Origin of the sequence: Pseudomonas sp. FYR_7, from assembly GCF_043106155.1 — a bacterium.
Taxonomy (GTDB): Bacteria; Pseudomonadota; Gammaproteobacteria; order Pseudomonadales; family Pseudomonadaceae; genus Aquipseudomonas; species Aquipseudomonas parafulva_B.
The window spans coordinates 1-17,860 of record NZ_JBICMI010000033.1; the positions used below are offsets into that span (position 1 = coordinate 1).

Annotated in this window: 16 protein-coding genes; 3 read left to right on the top strand and 13 right to left on the bottom strand. The window is 60.6% G+C overall.

The window, feature by feature from the left end; genetic code table 11:
* The coding region (locus ACF8R3_RS07940; RefSeq protein WP_140400445.1) for a transposase at positions 1 to 85 on the bottom strand (85 nt) is incomplete at its 3' end.
* Between the two features lie 760 nt (positions 86 to 845).
* Positions 846 to 2,045, bottom strand: a complete 1,200-nt coding sequence (gene fdhA / locus ACF8R3_RS07945) for a formaldehyde dehydrogenase, glutathione-independent (RefSeq protein ID WP_023532721.1) — start codon at positions 2,043 to 2,045, stop codon at positions 846 to 848.
* Positions 2,046 to 2,479: 434 nt separating this feature from the next.
* On the opposite strand from fdhA, the gene ACF8R3_RS07950 reads away from it, so the two are divergent.
* On the top strand, positions 2,480 to 3,445 hold the full coding sequence (locus ACF8R3_RS07950) for an RHS repeat-associated core domain-containing protein (protein WP_197844116.1): 966 nt from the start codon (positions 2,480 to 2,482) through the stop codon (positions 3,443 to 3,445).
* Between the two features lie 63 nt (positions 3,446 to 3,508).
* On the opposite strand, the gene purU is transcribed toward ACF8R3_RS07950, so the two are convergent.
* The 6 genes from purU to ACF8R3_RS07980 form a co-directional block, all read right to left on the bottom strand.
* The gene (purU, locus tag ACF8R3_RS07955) at positions 3,509 to 4,366 is read right to left on the bottom strand and encodes a formyltetrahydrofolate deformylase (protein ID WP_058638083.1); all 858 of its coding nucleotides are present in this window, start codon (positions 4,364 to 4,366) and stop codon (positions 3,509 to 3,511) included.
* Between the two features lie 11 nt (positions 4,367 to 4,377).
* Positions 4,378 to 5,010, bottom strand: a complete 633-nt coding sequence (locus tag ACF8R3_RS07960) for a sarcosine oxidase subunit gamma (RefSeq protein WP_058638084.1) — start codon at positions 5,008 to 5,010, stop codon at positions 4,378 to 4,380.
* Positions 5,011 to 5,165: 155 nt separating this feature from the next.
* Positions 5,166 to 8,183 (bottom strand): sarcosine oxidase subunit alpha, encoded by a 3,018-nt coding sequence (locus tag ACF8R3_RS07965; RefSeq protein WP_392515418.1) that lies wholly within the window; start codon positions 8,181 to 8,183, stop codon positions 5,166 to 5,168.
* The gene (locus ACF8R3_RS07970; RefSeq protein ID WP_027913567.1) at positions 8,180 to 8,515 is read right to left on the bottom strand and encodes a sarcosine oxidase subunit delta; all 336 of its coding nucleotides are present in this window, start codon (positions 8,513 to 8,515) and stop codon (positions 8,180 to 8,182) included. Before ACF8R3_RS07970 ends, ACF8R3_RS07965 begins: the two co-directional genes overlap by 4 nt.
* A 14-nt stretch (positions 8,516 to 8,529) precedes the next feature.
* A complete protein-coding gene (locus ACF8R3_RS07975; RefSeq protein WP_023532460.1) occupies positions 8,530 to 9,780 on the bottom strand; it encodes a sarcosine oxidase subunit beta family protein in 1,251 nt (416 codons plus the stop codon).
* 15 nt (positions 9,781 to 9,795) lie between these two features.
* Positions 9,796 to 11,049, bottom strand: a complete 1,254-nt coding sequence (locus ACF8R3_RS07980) for a serine hydroxymethyltransferase (protein WP_392515420.1) — start codon at positions 11,047 to 11,049, stop codon at positions 9,796 to 9,798.
* Between the two features lie 382 nt (positions 11,050 to 11,431).
* Here ACF8R3_RS07980 and ACF8R3_RS07985 point away from each other — a divergent pair, with 382 nt between their 5' ends.
* Entirely contained in the window at positions 11,432 to 12,472 is a 1,041-nt protein-coding gene (locus tag ACF8R3_RS07985) for a low specificity L-threonine aldolase (RefSeq protein ID WP_078479259.1), read from the top strand.
* Positions 12,473 to 12,582: 110 nt separating this feature from the next.
* Here the strand turns inward: ACF8R3_RS07985 and ACF8R3_RS07990 are convergent, their stop codons facing one another.
* The 3 genes from ACF8R3_RS07990 to gbcB all read right to left on the bottom strand — a co-directional run bounded on the left by ACF8R3_RS07990 (position 12,583) and on the right by gbcB (position 14,419).
* Positions 12,583 to 12,885, bottom strand: a complete 303-nt coding sequence (locus ACF8R3_RS07990; protein ID WP_196185548.1) for a cell division protein ZapA — start codon at positions 12,883 to 12,885, stop codon at positions 12,583 to 12,585.
* Positions 12,882 to 13,112, bottom strand: coding sequence for a hypothetical protein (locus tag ACF8R3_RS07995; protein ID WP_100852392.1), 231 nt, complete (start codon positions 13,110 to 13,112; stop codon positions 12,882 to 12,884). Before ACF8R3_RS07995 ends, ACF8R3_RS07990 begins: the two co-directional genes overlap by 4 nt.
* Before the next feature lie 206 nt (positions 13,113 to 13,318).
* Positions 13,319 to 14,419: a glycine-betaine demethylase subunit GbcB gene (gbcB, locus tag ACF8R3_RS08000; RefSeq protein WP_058638089.1), complete on the bottom strand. Its 1,101-nt coding sequence runs from the start codon at positions 14,417 to 14,419 to the stop codon at positions 13,319 to 13,321.
* A gap of 294 nt (positions 14,420 to 14,713) precedes the next feature.
* Between gbcB and gbcA the strand changes: the two genes are divergently transcribed.
* Positions 14,714 to 16,006, top strand: coding sequence for a glycine-betaine demethylase subunit GbcA (gene gbcA / locus ACF8R3_RS08005; protein ID WP_058638090.1), 1,293 nt, complete (start codon positions 14,714 to 14,716; stop codon positions 16,004 to 16,006).
* 72 nt (positions 16,007 to 16,078) lie between these two features.
* Here gbcA and ACF8R3_RS08010 read toward each other — a convergent pair whose 3' ends face one another.
* A complete protein-coding gene (locus ACF8R3_RS08010; protein WP_232105842.1) occupies positions 16,079 to 17,005 on the bottom strand; it encodes an RHS repeat-associated core domain-containing protein in 927 nt (308 codons plus the stop codon).
* Between the two features lie 78 nt (positions 17,006 to 17,083).
* Positions 17,084 to 17,854 carry an electron transfer flavoprotein subunit beta gene (locus ACF8R3_RS08015; protein ID WP_197844113.1) on the bottom strand — a complete coding sequence of 257 codons (771 nt, stop codon included), beginning with the start codon at positions 17,852 to 17,854 and terminating at the stop codon, positions 17,084 to 17,086.
* Positions 17,855 to 17,860 lie beyond the last annotated feature (6 nt).

The following is a 17,860-nucleotide window of genomic DNA, read 5'->3' on the forward strand; positions in this document are numbered from 1 at the left end:
CGACATCGGCGACAGGTTTGCCTTTCTCGGTCACTTGCTTGACCGCTTCGATCTTGAATTCTTCGGGGTAACGCTGACGACTCATGGCACCTCCTATTTGGGCCTCATTATGAGGCTTGGAGGTGTCTACGAAACTAGGGGCGATTCAATGCCCCCGTCAACTACACCAACCCGACAGGCCATGCACTTGTCCACTTGAAAAATGGTCAAACACTGCAACCTTATAAGAACCACGCGGCGCCCCTGCCTCATGTGTTCAAGCCATCCAGGCTAAGACGCACAACCTCTCATGCTAGCGCGCTGAATCCAAACCCACCCAAATATGTTCCTCCCACAGAAGACTATTACAAGAGGATCAGGGAGCCTGACATATTTGAATCAATCATCAGCAATCTTACTTTCCAAGATGCCGCCGCCTTTGCAAAGACCGCCCAATCCAATAGAAGCTATGCCGTGCCGGTCATCGAGCGGTACATGTCAATAATCTCAGATACAGATGCCACCATGGAAGCCGTCCGGTCTGGCGTACTCCCCGGTGTCCCTAGGAGGTTTGGACAAAGCCTGGGCTTGGAGCTGAATCCCTATCTGCGAGACATAAACGCTTTAAGCTCAATTCATAGAGCAGCGCTTGACGGCATCCGAAACATTGCCCGACTTATAAGATTTAACAGGGAGTATGATGCACGCGCGAATCGTTCGCGTAGCGACAGTCTGCTGGGAGAATGAAACACGGTCGAAGCATCGTGGTTAAATTAACTTGCTATAAATACGCCTGGGATCAACTTACTTGTTCCCTTGATGCAGAAAGCCCCTCGGTTTGAGGGGCTTTCGTTACTCGATGCTAATTACGCCGCCCCCCACATCTTATGCGGGTCAATCACAAACTTCTTCGGCACGCCCGCATCAAACTCGCCATACCCTTCTGGCGCCTGATCCAGGTTAATCACCTGCACGCCCACCACTTCGGCAATGTTGATGCGGTCCCACATGATTGCCTGCATCAGCTGGCGGTTGTACTTCATGGTCGGAGTCTGGCCGGTGTGGAAGCTGTGCGACTTGGCCCAGCCCAAGCCGAAGCGGATGCTCAGTGCACCGATTTTGGCAGCAGCGTCCACCGCACCCGGGTCTTCGGTCACGTACAGGCCCGGAATACCGATCTGCCCAGCCACACGGGTCACCTGCATCAGCGAGTTCAACACAGTCGCCGGCGCCTCGTGCTTGGCGCCTTCATGGCCATGACCGCGAGCTTCGAAGCCTACGGCATCGACGGCGCAATCCACTTCCGGCTCGCCGAGAATGTCCACGATCTGTTCGTGAAGCGGCGTGTCCTTGGACAGGTCGACCACTTCGAAACCCTGGGACTTGGCGTGGGCCAGGCGCGCAGGGTTCAGGTCACCGACGATGACGCAGGCGGCGCCCAGCAGGCGGGCCGAAGCGGCAGCAGCCAGGCCTACAGGGCCAGCACCGGCTACGTAGACGGTGCTGCCAGGGCCGACCCCAGCGGTCACCGCACCGTGGTAGCCGGTCGGCAGAATATCGGACAGGCAGGTCAGGTCACGGATCTTCTCCATGGCCTTGTCGCGTTCTGGCAGTTTCAACAGGTTGAAGTCAGCGTACGGCACCAGCACGTATTCGGCCTGGCCGCCCGTCCAGTCACCCATGTCGACATAACCGTAGGCACCACCAGCACGGGCCGGGTTGACGGTCAGGCAGACGCCCGTATGCATTTCCTTGCAGGAGCGGCAGCGACCACAGGCGACGTTGAACGGTACCGAGACCAGATCGCCGATCTGCATGCGCTCGACGTCACTGCCCTTCTCGACAATTTCGCCGGTGATTTCGTGGCCCAGCACCAGACCGACCTGGGCCGTGGTACGGCCTCGGACCATGTGCTGGTCGGAACCGCAGATGTTGGTGGAAACCACCTTGAGGATCACGCCGTGCTCGATCTTCTTGCCGCGTGGGTCTTGCATTTTCGGGTAGTCGATTTTCTGCACCTCGACCTTGCCCGCGCCGAGATACACCACTCCACGATTGCCAGACATGCTCTTACCTCGCTTTATTTGTATTTATGCAGCGGTGGTGAACGCGCCGCCATCCATGGGCGGCATGTGTTACTGGATGGGGGAATTGTGGGCTCGATGGGCGATGTCACAGTGACTGGTTGCGACAGGGGTATGCCTGTTAGCGGCGCCTACCGCCTGGAGGGTGAGCGGTCGCAGCCAAGCCGCTACCTGACATTTATTTGTATGCAGCCAGCGGTGGTGAACGCGTCACCCTCCATGGGCAGCCCGTGTCATTGAAATGTAGGGGTGGTGGGCGTGTTAAGCCGCTGTGCGGTGACTGGAGACAGCAGGGGGATACTTTTTCACCGTGCCCCGTTTGGCAACCTATTAGTTTTGCCAGTGGTAGAGGCACGGCGGGTGTTGAGAATGGACGTGTGTCAACCGCGCTCATCCGTTGCACAGAGACGTTCATCATGACGACAACGAACCGTTCACTTTATTTCTACCAGGCCAACAGACTCATCGCAGTGCAACAGAGTGGCGACCACCGCTCAGTTTTTCGCACCGCAGGCACACCCTTAGCCGAACAATTATCAGGACAACTGGGCACGAGCCTGCTCGCAGTCGAGGGGAGCGGGACCGTACTGCGGGCCGGCTGTGCTGGTCGGAACGAACCACACCACTACACAGCTTACGGGTACGATCCGAAACTGCCGTCCTACATGACGCTGCTGGGGTTCAACGGCGAAGTATTAATTGCGTTGCAAGATGACTACGCCCTTGGCCAAGGCCATCGCTGTTTCAGTCCGGTGAGGATGCGCTTCAATACGCCCGATAGGTTGAGCCCTTTCGAGGCGGGCGGTTTGAATACTTACTGTTACTGTGAAGGGGATCCCGTCAATTACATAGACCCCAGCGGGCAAATGAAACGCTTAGGGAGGAACGCCAAGCCGTCCGTGAGTGCTCCTAATGCGAGTACCCGACGACCCCGCCACTCACCGCCTCCCACCACCGGGTTGTCAAACTTAACAAACAACAACAAGACGGTGGCGGCCGCACAACCGCCTGCGTCAAGGAAACCCGCTGGGCTTTTACCCCGGCAGGCCGTATTACGTTCTGACAACCCCAATCCCAGCCCTAGGTCTGATTGGATAGAGGACCCCAGAAGTGACTCATTTATATTCAACGTAAATATAAACCCAAAACCCACGGCCGTGGTCACACCCATTCAAACTTCACGGCCATCAAGCCCCTACCGGCAGCAGCCCCACTCCCCTGCATCTTCAGCGAACTCGTCAAGGGACTCGACGCCCGCTGAAAGTCGATCATCCAGTCCTCCATCTGGACTGATACCCGACTTCGTTCAGAGCACTATCGATATTCGCCAAAGCTCTTTTTACAGCCGTCGACATGATCCATCTAATTTCTATGGCTCATAGCCAGCATGCCGGCTCCCACACGGGCATCCACTGCCCTGATGTCCAAACAGCCAGCACAACCGGTCAGAGCACAACCGTCCGATTGGCGTTCAGAAACACCCGCCTTTCAATGTGGTACCCCACCGCCCGCGCCAAGGTCAGGCACTCGATGTCTCGCCCTTTGGCGATCAGGTCCTCGGGGTAATAGGTGTGGTCCACCACCTCCACGCCCTGGGCGATGATCGGCCCTTCGTCCAGGTCGTTGTTGATGTAGTGCGCCGTGGCCCCGACCATCTTCACACCTTTGTTGTACGCCTGGTGGTAAGGCTTGGCGCCCTTGAAACCCGGTAGTAGCGAATGGTGGATGTTGATCGCGCGGCCATCGAGCTGGCGGCACAGTTCAGGCGAGAGCACCTGCATGTAGCGGGCGAGGATGACCAGCTCTGCGCCCGTGTCCTCGATCACCTGCAACACCTTGCGCTCCTGCGCAGGCTTGTCTTTGGGATCGAGCGCGAAGTGGTAGTAGGGAATCTTGTGCCAGTGTGCCAAAGGCTCGAGGTCGGGGTGGTTGGAAACCACCGCCGCCACGTCCATGCCCAGTTGACCGATGCGCTGGCGATACAGCAGGTCGTTCAGGCAATGATCGGCCTTGGAGACCATGATCACCACCTTGGGGCGATGGTTGGGCGCCGTCAGCTCGAACGCCATGCCAAACGCCTCGCTGCGCTCGGCAAGGCCTGCACGCAACCCGTCTTCGTCGAAGCCATCAGGCACGCGAAACTCCACGCGAATGAAGAAGCGCCCTGACAGCCGATCATCGAAGGAATGGTGCTCCGTCACGTAGCAGCGTTGCTCGAAGAGGTAACGCGTCACCACGTCGACGGTACCGAGCATGCTCGGGCAGTCGGCGGTGAGAATCCAGGTATCCGGTGCCCGACTCATGGTGTTTCTCCTTAAGCCTCGATGGCCAGTCCGTACTCAGCCGATGCGTCCTGCAGCCAGAGCCACCAGTAATCGGAGAAGCTGCGGCGGATGACCAGTTCCCAGGTGTCTTCGGCGGTGCGCCGAATCACCAGTTGCGACTTGGCAAACACCGTGCCGACAGCCTTGCCGACCGGGAAGTTGTTCGGATGCACATCATAGCTGGTGGATTTCATCAGCACTTCGCGCACGTTCGGGCCGCGCAGTTCCAGCAGGCTCTGCCCACCGCTGACGTTGACCACCTGGATGTGTTGCCCTTCCAGGGCATCGCGCAACTTCTGCTCAATCGCCACTTCCTGCCCACCCGGAACGATCAGCAGCCATTCGTCAGGGCCGACCCATTGCAGCGACAGGTCGCCATTGGCAACGACGGTCAGTGCCACCGGCAACTCCAGGCCCAGGGCCTTGTGGACGCCACCGGCAAAGGCGGGATCATGGCCGTTGCCACGCAGGGTCAGGTGACCGAGGAACTTGCGCTCGCGCAAGGTCACGCCGGCATTTTTGCGGCCCTTACCCACCAGGCTCGCCAGGTCGGCGTGGTGCAATGGCGACTCGGCCTTGGCCGAGGCACCAGGGTTTTGCTCGAAGACGTTGATAGCGCTCATTTCATACCTGCCTAGAATTCTTGTTCGTCGATGGGATGCAGACATCCGGTCCTGCAAACTCTGCCGGCCTCATCGCCGGCGAGCCTGCGCCGATCCTTGACATCTGCATCGCGCCATTAGGAGCAGGCCTGGCCTGCTCCTAATGGAGCCCGGAGTCAAACGTTCTGCCGCTCACCCTTCGGATCGAAGAACACCGAAGACACGATTTCCGCCTCGATCACGCTGCCATCGGCCTGAGGCGAGTAGACACGCTCGCCCATGCGCTTGAGGCCGCCCTTGACCACACCCATGGCGAACGAGTAGCCCAGAGAGTTGGCAGCGTAGCTGGAGGTAACGTGGCCAACCATGTCCATCGGGATGGGCTGCTTCGGATCGAACACCAGTTGAGCGCCTTCAGGCAGCCACTGGTTCGGGTCGATCGGTTTCAGGCCAACCAGCTGCTTGCGGTTTTCACGCACGCAGTCTTCACGGTTCATGCCGCGCAGGCCAATCCACGAATACGGCTTGTTGCGCCCTACGCACCAGCTCATGTTCAGGTCGTCCGGGGTCATCGAGCCGTCCGTGTCCTGGCCGACGATGATGAAGCCCTTCTCGGCACGCAACACGTGCATGGTCTCGGTGCCGTACGGGGTCAGGTTGTACTTCTTGCCTGCCTCGACGATCTGCTCCAGCACGCCCATGGCGTAGTTGGCCTGCACGTTGATTTCGTACGACAGTTCACCGGTGAACGAGATACGGAATACACGGGCCGGCACACCGCCGACGTTGCCTTCCTTCCAAGTCATGAACGGGAAGGCTTCCTTGTCCATGTCGATGTCGGTCAACTCGCTGAGCAGCTTGCGGCTGTTCGGCCCGGACAAGGTCATGGTCGCCCAGTGGTCGGTCACCGAGGTGAAGTACACCTTAAGGTCCGGCCACTCGGTCTGGTGGTACAGCTCCAGCCACTGCAACACGCGCGCCGCGCCGCCAGTGGTGGTAGTCATGATGAAGTGGTTGTCGCCGACGCAGGCGGTTACGCCGTCGTCGAACACCATGCCGTCTTCCTTGCACATCAGGCCATAGCGCGCCTTGCCCACATCGAGCTTGGTCCAGGCATTGGTGTACACGCGGTTGAGGAACTCGCGCGAATCCGGGCCCTGAATATCGATCTTGCCCAGGGTAGAGGCGTCCAGGAAGCCGACGCTGTCACGCACCGCTTTGCACTCACGGGCAACGGCGGCGTGAATATCTTCACCGGCCTTGGGGAAGTACCACGGACGCTTCCACTGGCCGACGTCTTCGAACTCGGCGCCGTTCTTCACATGCCAGGCATGCAGGGCCGTAAAGCGCACAGGCTCGAACAGGTGCCCACAGTGACGACCCGCCACCGCGCCGAACGTCACCGGCGTGTAATTGGGGCGGAACATGGTGGTGCCCATTTGCGGAATGGTGATGCCCATCGAACGCGCCGCAATGGCCAGGCCGTTGATGTTGCCCAGCTTGCCTTGGTCGGTACCGAAGCCCAGTGCGGTGTAGCGCTTAACGTGCTCGACCGACTCGAAGCCTTCACGGGTAGCCAGCTCGATGGCAGCGGCCGTGACGTCGTTCTGCTGATCGACGAACTGCTTCGGCGCACGGGCGGTGCCCTTGTCGTGTGGCACCTGGAACAGCGCCAGGGTGGCGTCTTCCTTGCGCGAAACGGTTTTCGGCAAGGTGCCTACGCTGGCCTTGAAACCTGCTTCGGTGGCTGCACGCACGCCGCCTTCGAAGCCGTCGGCAATGGCATCGCCCAACGGGTAGACACCGTTGATGCCGCCAACGCACTCGCGCTTTTGCGGGGCATTGCCCGGCACGAAGCCCAGGATGTCTTCACGCCATACCGGACGGCCGCCCAGGTGCGAAGCCAGGTGAACCACAGGGCTATAGCCCCCGGAGGTGGCGATCAAATCGCACTCGAGGGTTTCACCAGGGCTGGTGACCTTGTGGGCCCTCACATCGATGGCCGCCACACGAGCGCCGGTGACGTGCTTGCTGCCCTTGGCTTCGATGACGGCACTGGAAGTGAGGATACGAATACCCTTGGCGCGCGCTTCTTCGACCAGCGAGCCACGTGGGTTGTGGCGCGCATCGGCGATGGCCACCACTTGCAGCCCAGCATCGTGCCAGTCCAGCGCGGTACGGTAGGCGTGGTCGTTGTTGGTCGACAGCACCAGCTTGCGGCCAGGTGCTACGCCGTAGCGACGAACGTAGGTCGAAACGGCGCCGGCCAGCATGTTGCCCGGCACGTCGTTGTTGCCGTACACCAGCGGGCGCTCATGGGCGCCGGTGGCCAGTACGACACGTTTGGCCCGTACACGGTGCACGCGGTGGCGCACCTGACCAAGCGGAGCACGGTCGCCCAAGTGGTCGGTGAGGCGCTCATGGATGGTCAGGAAGTTGTGGTCGTGGTAGCCGTTGACCGTGGCGCGTGGCAGCAAGGTCACTTCCGGCAGGCCTTCGAGCTCCTTGATGACGCCACTGACCCATTCAGCGGCCGGCTTGCCATCGAGGGTTTCACGGGTGTCCAGCAGGCTGCCACCGAATTCTTCCTGCTCGTCCGCCAGGATCACGCGAGCACCGCTGCGCGCAGCGGCAAGGGCCGCCGCCAGGCCCGCAGGCCCTGCACCGACGATCAGCACGTCGCAGTGCTGGTTCATGTAGTCATAGCTGTCCGGATCATTCTGCAGCGGCGCGCGGCCAAGGCCGGCTGCCTTACGGATGTACTTCTCGTACGTCATCCAGAACGACTTAGGGTACATGAAAGTTTTGTAGTAGAAGCCCGGCGGCATCATGCTGCCGCCCACCTTGCTGAGGATACCCATGACGTCATTGTTGACGTTCGGCCAGCCATTGGTGCTGGTGGCGACCAGGCCCGAATACAGGGCTTGCTGGGTGGCGCGCACGTTGGGGATCTGGGTGGCTTCGCTGGAGCCGATCTGCAAGATGGCGTTCGGCTCCTCGGTGCCTGCGGCAATGATGCCGCGCGGACGCGAGTACTTGAAGCTGCGGCCAACGATGTCGACGCCGTTGGCCAGCAGGGCCGCTGCCAGGCTGTCGCCGGCATAGCCCTGGTAAGTCTTGCCGTTGAAGGTGAAGTTCAACACCTTGCTGCGGTCGATACGGCCGCCGCTGGCGAGGCGATAGGTCTGGCTCATACGTTGACTCCCCGTTCGTTTACAGCAGCCGAGCGCGCCGGTGTGTGTTCACGGGCGCTGACTTGCGGCTTCTCGCCAATCTTGTAGGTTTCCAGGATCTCGTAGGTTTCGGTGTTACGAGTGACGTTGAAATACTGACGGCAGCCGGCAACGTGATCCCACAGTTCGTGGTGGATACCGCGCGGGTTGTCACGGTAGAACATGTACGTGCCCCACTCTTGGTCGGAGCAGGCGTTGGGGTCCAGCGGGCGGGCAATGTGCGCCTGGCCAGAGGCGTGGAACTCTTCTTCGGAGCGCAGCTCGCCGCAGTGGGGACAGAAAATATGCAACATGACGGTGTCTCCGGTTAGTGGGCGACGGCGGCAGCGCCGTGTTCGTCGATCAGGGCGCCGTTGTAGAAGCGGTCCATGGAGAACGGCGCGGCCAGTGGGTGCATCTCGCCCTTGGCCAGGCTCGCGGCGAAGACGTTGCCCGAACCTGGAGTCGCCTTGAAGCCGCCAGTACCCCAGCCGCAGTTGAAGAACATGTTCTTGACCGGGGTCTTGGTGATGATCGGGCAGGCGTCCGGCGAGGTGTCGACGATGCCGCCCCATTGGCGGTTCATGCGTACACGCGAGAGGTTGGGGAACATCTCGACGATGGCCTGCAAGGTGTGCTCGATCACCGGGTAAGAACCACGCTGGCCGTAGCCGACCCAGCTGTCGATACCCGCACCGATCACCAGGTCACCTTTGTCCGACTGGCTGATGTAGCCGTGCACGGCGTTGGACATGATGACGCTGTCGATGATGGGCTTGATCGGTTCGGAAACCAGTGCCTGCAAGGGGTGCGATTCGAGCGGCAGGCGGAAGCCGGCCAGCTTGGCCATGTGGCCGGAGTTACCTGCCGTGACCACGCCCACGCGCTTGGCGCCGATGAAACCCTTGTTGGTTTCCACGCCGATGACCGCGCCGTTTTCCTTGCGGAAACCCGTCACTTCGGTCTGCTGGATCAAATCCACGCCCAGGGCGTCGGCGGCACGGGCGTAACCCCAGGCCACGGCATCGTGACGGGCAACGCCGCCACGGCGCTGTACGGTAGCACCCAGGATTGGGTAACGGGTGTTCTTGGAGCAGTCCAGGTACGGAATCTCGGCCGCGACCTGGGCGGTGTTGAGCAGCTCGCCATCGACGCCGTTGAGGCGGTTGGCGCTGACCCGGCGCTCGGAGTCACGCATGTCCTGCAGGGTATGGCACAGGTTGTACACACCGCGCTGGGAAAACATGACGTTGTAGTTGAGGTCCTGGGACAGGCCCTCCCACAGCTTCATGGCGTGCTCGTAGAGGTGGGCCGACTCGTCCCACAGGTAGTTGGAGCGCACGATGGTGGTGTTACGGGCGGTGTTGCCGCCGCCCAGGTAACCTTTTTCGATCACCGCGACATTGGTGATGCCGTGCTCCTTGGCCAGGTAGTAGGCCGTGGCCAGGCCGTGGCCGCCACCGCCGACGATGACCACGTCGTACACCTTCTTCGGTGTCGGCGTACGCCACATGCGCTGCCAGTTCTCGTGGTGGCTGAGGGAGTGCTTGAGAAGGCCGAAGCCCGAGTAACGTTGCATGGTGTGGGACTCCACTCAGCGGTAAACAGGGAAATCTGCGCACAGCGCCGCGACATTGCTGGCCACATCGGCTTCGACGTCAGCGTCACCGAGGTTGTCGAGCACGTCGCAGATCCAGCCGGCCAGGGCCACGCATTGGGCGACCTTGAAGCCACGGGTGGTGACCGCCGGGGTGCCGATGCGCAGGCCCGAGGTCACGAACGGCGATTGCGGGTCGTTGGGTACGGCGTTCTTGTTGACGGTGATGTGCGCGCGGCCCAGGGCAGCGTCGGCATCTTTGCCCGTCAGGCCCTGGCGAATCAGGCTGACCAGGAACAGGTGGTTGTCGGTGCCACCGGAAACCACGTCATAGCCGCGTTCGATGAACACCTGCGCCATGGCCTGGGCGTTTTCGATGACCTGCTTCTGGTAGCTCTTGAACTCAGGCTCAAGCGCTTCCTTGAAGCACACCGCCTTGCCGGCGATTACGTGCATCAGCGGGCCGCCTTGGGCGCCCGGGAAGACGGCAGCGTTGAGTTTCTTCTCGATCTCTTCGTTCGACTTGGCCAGGATCAGGCCGCCACGCGGGCCGCGCAAGGTCTTGTGGGTGGTGGTGGTCACCACGTCCGCGAACGGGATCGGGTTCGGGTAAAGGCCCGCAGCGACCAGGCCGGCCACGTGGGCCATGTCCACGAACAACAGCGCCCCGACCTTGTCGGCGATGGCGCGAAAACGCGGGAAGTCCAGGGTTTTGGAGTAGGCCGAGAAGCCCGCGACAATCATTCTGGGCTTGTGCTCGACCGCCAGTCGCTCGACTTCGTCGTAGTCGATCAGGCCGGTATCGGTGTCGATGCCGTACTGCACGGCGTTGTACAGCTTGCCCGAAGACGACACCTTGGCGCCGTGGGTCAGGTGGCCCCCGTGGGCCAGGCTCATGCCTAGAATGGTGTCGCCGGGCTGCAGCAACGCCAGGTATACAGCGCTGTTGGCCGAGGAGCCGGAGTGCGGCTGGACGTTGGCATAGTCGGCACCGAACAGCTGCTTGGCGCGCTCGATGGCCAGCACTTCGACCTTGTCGACATGCTCGCAGCCACCGTAGTAGCGCTTGCCTGGGTAGCCTTCGGCGTATTTGTTGGTCAGGCCGCTGCCTTGGGCCTGCATCACGCGCTTGGACGTGTAGTTCTCCGAGGCGATCAGCTCGATGTGGTCTTCCTGACGCTGCTCTTCGGCACTCATCGCCGCCAGCAGTGCATCGTCGTAACCTTGAATCTGGTCTTGCTTGCTGAACATCTTGTATCTCCCGGCAGCGATCATTTTTTGTTCGGAGGGTTCACTTTGACCCTTTGTGGCGATGGTAGGGCTGGCCGGGGTGTGCCAGATGCCTGCGCACGCCTTGCAATGGCGCGTTTACGACATTGGTCAGCGTCCCGATCACACTGACCACACGTACGGCTTGCGTTGGGGGGCGCTGGCCTGAACACCCGCCAGGCCACGGCCCGTTTCTTCATCGGGCCAAGCTCACTGACCTGACGCTTCGGCACGCCTGCCTGGATTTGGATACAGCGAAGCCCGTGAACAAGTGCGCTTGAAACGCATGGGTATCGGGGTTGTATAGTCAACCGCTGAATCGATGGTTTAGAGTGCTGTCCTGCGTCGTTCACAGGACAGTGTCATGACAGATAAGAGCCAACAATTCGCCAGCGACAACTATTCCGGCATCTGCCCGGAAGCCTGGTCTGCGATGGAAAAAGCCAACCACGGCCACGACCGCGCCTACGGCGACGATCAATGGACGGCGCGCGCCTCGGAATACTTTCGGGCCTTGTTCGAAACCGACTGCGAAGTGTTCTTCGCCTTCAACGGCACCGCCGCCAACTCGCTGGCCCTGGCCTCGCTGTGCCAGAGCTACCACAGCGTGATCTGCTCGGAGACCGCGCATGTCGAAACAGACGAGTGCGGCGCCCCGGAATTTTTCTCCAATGGCTCTAAGCTGCTTACCGCCCCAAGTACCAACGGCAAGCTCACCCCCGAGTCGATCCGCGAAGTGGCGCTCAAGCGCCAGGACATTCACTATCCAAAGCCCCGCGTGGTCACGCTCACGCAAGCCACGGAAGTCGGCACCGTCTACCGCCCCGACGAACTCAAGGCGATCAGCGCCACCTGTAAGGAATTGGGCCTTAACTTGCACATGGACGGCGCGCGCTTTACCAATGCTTGCGCTTTCCTGGGCTGCAGCCCGGCCGAACTGACCTGGAAAGCCGGCGTCGACGTATTGTGTTTTGGCGGCACCAAGAACGGCATGGCCGTCGGGGAAGCCATCCTGTTCTTCAACCGGCAGTTGGCCGAAGACTTCGACTACCGTTGCAAGCAAGCCGGGCAATTGGCTTCGAAGATGCGGTTTCTGTCTGCGCCTTGGGTCGGGATACTCGAAGACGGCGCCTGGATGCGGCACGGCAAGCATGCCAACCACTGCGCCCAATTATTGGCATCACTGGTGAGTGATTTGCCAGGCATCGAGCTGATGTTCCCAGTGGAAGCCAACGGGGTGTTCCTGCAAATGCCCGAACCGGTGATCGAGGCCTTGCGAGGCAAGGGCTGGCGCTTCTATACCTTCATCGGCAGCGGCGGTGCGCGGTTCATGTGTTCCTGGGACACTGAAGAAGAACGTGTGCGCGAGCTGGCGGCAGACATCCGGGCCATCGCCGGCACTTGATACTTCTGCCAGTCGGCTTCACCTGAAACTCAGTCATCGAGCAACTGGGGGAAACCGTGAAGCGTGGGGGCGAGGTTAGCCGCTCCCCACTTGGCTTGGCCAACGACCTGTCACTGCTCGGCCATGGTCCGAACGATCGCGTCAACGGTGGCGTCGATCTGCGCCTGGGTCCGTGCAAGCGTCTGCTGATGCTCCTTCTGCAGTTCTACCTGCTTCGAACACAGGTTCAAGGCTGCCAGCACCAGCAGCTTGTCGCCGATCAACGTCGGATACGAACGCTTGGTCTCGGCCAGGGCCGTGTTCAACATACGCACCGCGTGCGCCAAGGTTTCTTCCTGGCCTTCGGGCGCCTTGATCGAATAGTCGTTGCCAAGAATCGACACGACATTGATCGGCTGCGCTTGCAGGTTCATGCGTTGACGACACCCGCGCTGGCACGCTCGACCAACGCCTGGATACGGGCAGCGGTGGCGCCGTTCTTTTCTTCCTGCTCCATCAAGGACAGCTGCAGGGTTTCGTTCTCTTCGTTTGCCTGGGCCAGTTGCTGACCGAGTGCGTTGTTCTGCTCGGTGAGTTGAGCGTTCTTTTGCATCAGGTCGCTGACCAGTTGCTCGAGTTGATTGAGGGAAGCTTCAAGCATGGGTCTATCTCAGGTTGTTGCGAGGGGCGCACACGATAAAGAAAACCGTTGCCCATCGCCATTAAATATCGGATTCACAAGGTTTCTACCCCGCACATTGACAGGGTAACCCCCCTCTTGTTCCGACCTGAGTCAACCATCGGTCAGTCAAACACAGGGAGCTGCACAGCAGCCCCCCCTGACAGATCCAAGGCCGTGCCAGAAACTCAGTAGTCGATGCGCACATCCCCTTTCGGCACGCTGCAGCACGACAGGATGTACCCCTCGGCTTCATCTTCCTCGGTGATACCGCCGTTATGCTCCATTTCGACTTCGCCACCCAGCTTGAGCACCTTGCAGGTACCGCAAATGCCCATGCCGCAAGCTTTCGGGATCATCAGGCCGACCTTGGCCGCTGCAGCGTGCACGGTTTCGCCGGGGGCGATGCGGATGCTCTTCTCGCTGCCGATGAACTCAACCAGGTTGAGGTCGGCGGCGTCCACTTCAGGTGCCTCGGCGGCCGCTTCGGCGTGTTCGACCGCATCGGCCTTGGCTTCGGCTGGCGTCGCCCCGAACGACTCCTCGTGGTAATTGTTCATGTCGAAGCCGACAGCCTCGAGCATGCGCTTGACCGCCGTCATGTAAGGGGTCGGGCCACAGCAGAACACCACACGCTCCATGTAGTCCGGCGCGATCAGCTCCATCAGCCGTTGGTTCAGGTAGCCACGGTAGCCCGCCCAAGGCTCGCCCAGGCCATGCTTCTCGCAGATGATGTGCAGGCTGAAATTGGGCACGCGGGACGCCATCTGCTCCAGTTCGCGATGGTAGATGATGTCCTTGGGTGAACGGGCACTGTGAACGAAGACCATGTCGACATTGGCGTTGGTGTCATAGAACCAGCGGGCCATGGACATGACCGGGGTGATGCCCACGCCGCCAGACAGGTACAGCACCTTGGCGCCTGGAAAATCGATGGCGTTGAACAGCCCCACAGGTCCGTGTACCGGCAGCTCGGCACCTTCGTGCATGGTGTCATGCAGGAAGTTGGACACCAGTCCGCCGGGTACGCGCTTGACCGTGATGGAGAAGCTGTAGGGCACCGATGGCGAGCTGGATATGGTGTAGGAACGCATCACCGGCTTGCCTTCGATTTCCAGCTCCAGGGTCACGAATTGCCCGGGCTTGAAGAAGAACATGATCGGCTGGTCTGCCATGAAGCAGAAGGTGCGCACGTCCCAGGTCTCCTGGATGACCTTGACGCAGCGCACGATGTGGCGGCCGTTGGCCCAGGTCTGGGTAGTGACCGGATTGAGGAAGGTTTCGGACATGTTCATCTCCAGCAGCCGACAGTTGGCCTTTTTATGGCTCGGATGATGCTCAAGCTTGCGACCTTGAACATTCCTGCCAGCGACATCGGCGTACTTATCGCGACCAGCCCCGCACGACAAGGGTTGCGGCGTCGTAATTCAAATCGGCCATGTCGCCCATGGATACGGTTCACGCCGCCTTCGGACGCACACTCCACCGCAAAACAACACGCTGTTCATGGTTAACAGCCTTGCGGCACCACAACAACGATTAGCCACCTTTTGCCGGCCGCACACGGCCCCGAGGAATACACGATGGACGTCACCGCAACCCTGAGCCTGGGCGATCCACTTGAACCTGCACGCAAGGCGACTGCCCAGATGCTGCAGAACCGCGAGCGCACCTACTCGCTGCCCCAGCCGTTCTACACCGACGAGCGTCTGTTCCAGATCGACATGCAGGAGATTTTCCACAAGGAGTGGCTGATCGCCGGCATGACCTGCGAGATCCCGGCGAAGGGCAATTACCTCACGCTGCAGATCGGCAAGAACCCGATCATTGTAGTGCGTGGTACCGAGGGCAAGGTGCATGCGTTTCACAACGTGTGCCGTCACCGCGGCTCGCGCCTGTGCGTCAGCGAAAAAGGCAAGGTGGCCAAGCTGGTGTGCCCTTACCACCAGTGGACCTACGAGCTGGACGGCCGCCTGCTGTTCGCCGGCACCGAAATGGGCGCCGACTTCGACATGAACCAGTACGGCCTCAAGCCTGTGAACGTGAAGGTCGCTGGCGGCTACATCTTCATCAGCCTGGCGGAAAACCCACCAGCCATCGACGAGTTCCTGGCCACCCTTGACCACTACATGGAACCGTACGACATGGAAAATGCCAAGGTGGCGGTGCAGACCACCTTGATGGAAAAGGCCAACTGGAAGCTGGTGCTGGAAAACAACCGTGAATGCTATCACTGCAATGGCTCGCACCCGGAGCTGCTGCAGACCCTGCTGGAATGGGACGACACCAACGACCCACGCGCCAGCCAGGAATTCAAGGACCACGTGGCCGCCTCTGCTGCCGCCTGGGAAGCCGAGAAGATCCCGTACCTGCACAAGAGCCACGGCCTGCGTAACCGTATCGTGCGCATGCCGCTGCTCAAGGGCACGGTCTCGATGACCATGGACGGCAAGCAGGCCTGCCAGAAGCTGATGGGCCGCATCAAGAACCCAGACCTGGGCTCGATGCGCATCCTGCACCTGCCGCACTCCTGGAACCACTGCATGGGCGATCACATGATCGTGTTCACCGTGTGGCCGATCAGCGCCCAGGAAACCATGGTCACCACCAAGTGGCTGGTGCACAAGGATGCCGTCGAAGGCGTGGACTACAACCCTGAGAACATGCGAAAGGTGTGGGACGCCACCAACGACCAGGACCGCCGCCTGGCAGAAGAGAACCAGCGAGGCATCAATTCCACGGCATACCAGCCTGGGCCTTACTCGAAGACCTACGAGTTTGGCGTGGTGAATTTCATTGACTGGTACAGCGGGCGCTTGCTGAACAACTTGGGGGCGGAGCCTGCTCCGTACTTGAAGGAAGTGCTAGCTCAGTAGTTATCAGATGGAGCAGTAGCGCGCTCTGCCTTTCACCGGCAGAGCGTGCTTAGCCTCGTGGCATTCTTAACGCTAGCTCTGCACGTCATAGGGGCGAGTACCCCAGGACCTTATCTTGGCCGCAGCTGATATGAACCCACGGCCAACAGTGGATAGCATCTCGTCCACCATCGTGACATCCATCAGCGTCTCGAAGGCTACTGTGGGAATTTCTCGCGGGTTAGCCCGCAAATAACCGACTACCTCGCGAGCAGCCGCAAAGTTACCGATCGAGCCGCCGCTCAGATTCGTGACTGCGTTCACGACGCCCAGTACATCCGTGGCCGATTGAAAAGTGGCAGTTGCACCTGTGAACGCGGCAGTGAGCTGACCCGCCACCCCTGCGCTTCCAGTGATGAAGAATTGCTGGTTTGCAACCCTGGAAGCCTGCGTCAACTCCGTATGATTGAGCGGACTTTCTCTGCTTGCATTGGTGCTTGCAGCCTTGAATGCGCTTCTACGCCCAACAACGTTCCTGGCGGTTCGCATCAATGAACCGAAGAGCGTTGCGCCGCTGGATGCAACACCAATGGTTCTGAGCAGAGCGCTCCAGAAAGCGCCATCCGGATCGTGGCGATTGACGGGATCACCACCGCAGTACCCGTATACATTGATACCCCCCTTGCCAAATGGGCTCAGCGAGTCCGGGCTGGTGAAGCGCCCCAGCCTGGGACTGTAGAAACGACGACCGTTTCCTAGCGGATACTTAGCCGTCAGCGCATCCCTGAACTCACCACAGAACCCTATGCAGGTGGCCTGGGACAGACACTGGGCACCGTAAGGTGTATAGGCAAGTAGCTTGCGATGACTTTTTCCCGATACAGAATAGAGTCGGTCGGTGCTATCAAGAAGGGTCGCCATGATCACTCTGACTCGCTTGGCATACGCGTAGAGTAAGTGAGGATGCGGTGCTTGCGAACTGGCAGAAATGACAGGTAGTGAACGGCGCGTATCGTTCATTGTGAGAGCGGACGAACCCGCGATCACTGCCAGCTACTGCGCTGGATACCTCGCAGGTTCAGTCATGTGGCATGCCCATCAGCGCAGCACGCCTTCCTCCACCAATAGTTTCATGATGGCTTCGGCGCCTTCCTGCGGCGTGACGTCCTTCAGCACCTTGCCCCCGCCCCCACTGGCCTTGGCCGTTGCGGCCTTCATCCGGTCAGCGCCGCTCTTGGCCTTGATAACCTTCAAGCGCTTGGGTCGTGGACGCGCCGGCTGAAGGGCCTCTTCGCCCAACAGCTCATCCTCCACCACCTGTACGTCCTGCGCCGCCAGCACACCACGGCGCGCTGGCCCGAAGGCGCTTTGACGCGGCTTTGGCGCGGCGTTATCCACTGTCGCCACCATGGGTAGGCGTACTTTCAAACGCCGGCGCTGACCGCGCGGTAGCGCCTGCAACACCTGGGCAGTACCGTTCTCGATGGATTCCACCTCGGCCAGCCCCACCACCAACGGCCAGCCAAGTTTTTCGGCGAGCAGGAACGGCAGCATGCCCGACCCCTCCCCCGTCTCGGCCTGGCTGCCGGTAAGTACCAGTTGCGCACCGGCACCGCGCAGGTAATCGCCTAGTACTCCCAGCACATCGGCGCCTGCGGGTTGCTCAAGCACATCCAAATGTTCCAGGCCCATCCCCAGGTAACCGCGCAACGCTTCCTCACGGGAATCCCCTGCGTGCACGACTTGCAGGTCTTCGCCGGCCAGTTGCAGGCCCAACTCGACTGCCCGCGAGTCCTGCTCGGCGCGCCGCGTGCGACCGGAGCTTGGATGCGCACCGATCGAAACCAGGCTGATGACTTTCGTACTCATGCTCGT

Bases quoted from the DNA above. Each gene is read 5' to 3' on its own strand.
- fdhA (WP_023532721.1), bottom strand. From the start codon at position 2,045: ATGTCTGGCAATCGTGGAGTGGTGTATCTCGGCGCGGGCAAGGTCGAG.
- ACF8R3_RS07950 (WP_197844116.1), top strand. From the start codon at position 2,480: ATGACGACAACGAACCGTTCACTTTATTTCTACCAGGCCAACAGACTC.
- purU (WP_058638083.1), bottom strand. From the start codon at position 4,366: ATGAGTCGGGCACCGGATACCTGGATTCTCACCGCCGACTGCCCGAGC.
- ACF8R3_RS07960 (WP_058638084.1), bottom strand. From the start codon at position 5,010: ATGAGCGCTATCAACGTCTTCGAGCAAAACCCTGGTGCCTCGGCCAAG.
- ACF8R3_RS07965 (WP_392515418.1), bottom strand. From the start codon at position 8,183: ATGAGCCAGACCTATCGCCTCGCCAGCGGCGGCCGTATCGACCGCAGC.
- ACF8R3_RS07970 (WP_027913567.1), bottom strand. From the start codon at position 8,515: ATGTTGCATATTTTCTGTCCCCACTGCGGCGAGCTGCGCTCCGAAGAA.
- ACF8R3_RS07975 (WP_023532460.1), bottom strand. From the start codon at position 9,780: ATGCAACGTTACTCGGGCTTCGGCCTTCTCAAGCACTCCCTCAGCCAC.
- ACF8R3_RS07980 (WP_392515420.1), bottom strand. From the start codon at position 11,049: ATGTTCAGCAAGCAAGACCAGATTCAAGGTTACGACGATGCACTGCTG.
- ACF8R3_RS07985 (WP_078479259.1), top strand. From the start codon at position 11,432: ATGACAGATAAGAGCCAACAATTCGCCAGCGACAACTATTCCGGCATC.
- ACF8R3_RS07990 (WP_196185548.1), bottom strand. From the start codon at position 12,885: ATGAACCTGCAAGCGCAGCCGATCAATGTCGTGTCGATTCTTGGCAAC.
- ACF8R3_RS07995 (WP_100852392.1), bottom strand. From the start codon at position 13,112: ATGCTTGAAGCTTCCCTCAATCAACTCGAGCAACTGGTCAGCGACCTG.
- gbcB (WP_058638089.1), bottom strand. From the start codon at position 14,419: ATGTCCGAAACCTTCCTCAATCCGGTCACTACCCAGACCTGGGCCAAC.
- gbcA (WP_058638090.1), top strand. From the start codon at position 14,714: ATGGACGTCACCGCAACCCTGAGCCTGGGCGATCCACTTGAACCTGCA.
- ACF8R3_RS08010 (WP_232105842.1), bottom strand. From the start codon at position 17,005: ATGAACGATACGCGCCGTTCACTACCTGTCATTTCTGCCAGTTCGCAA.
- ACF8R3_RS08015 (WP_197844113.1), bottom strand. From the start codon at position 17,854: ATGAGTACGAAAGTCATCAGCCTGGTTTCGATCGGTGCGCATCCAAGC.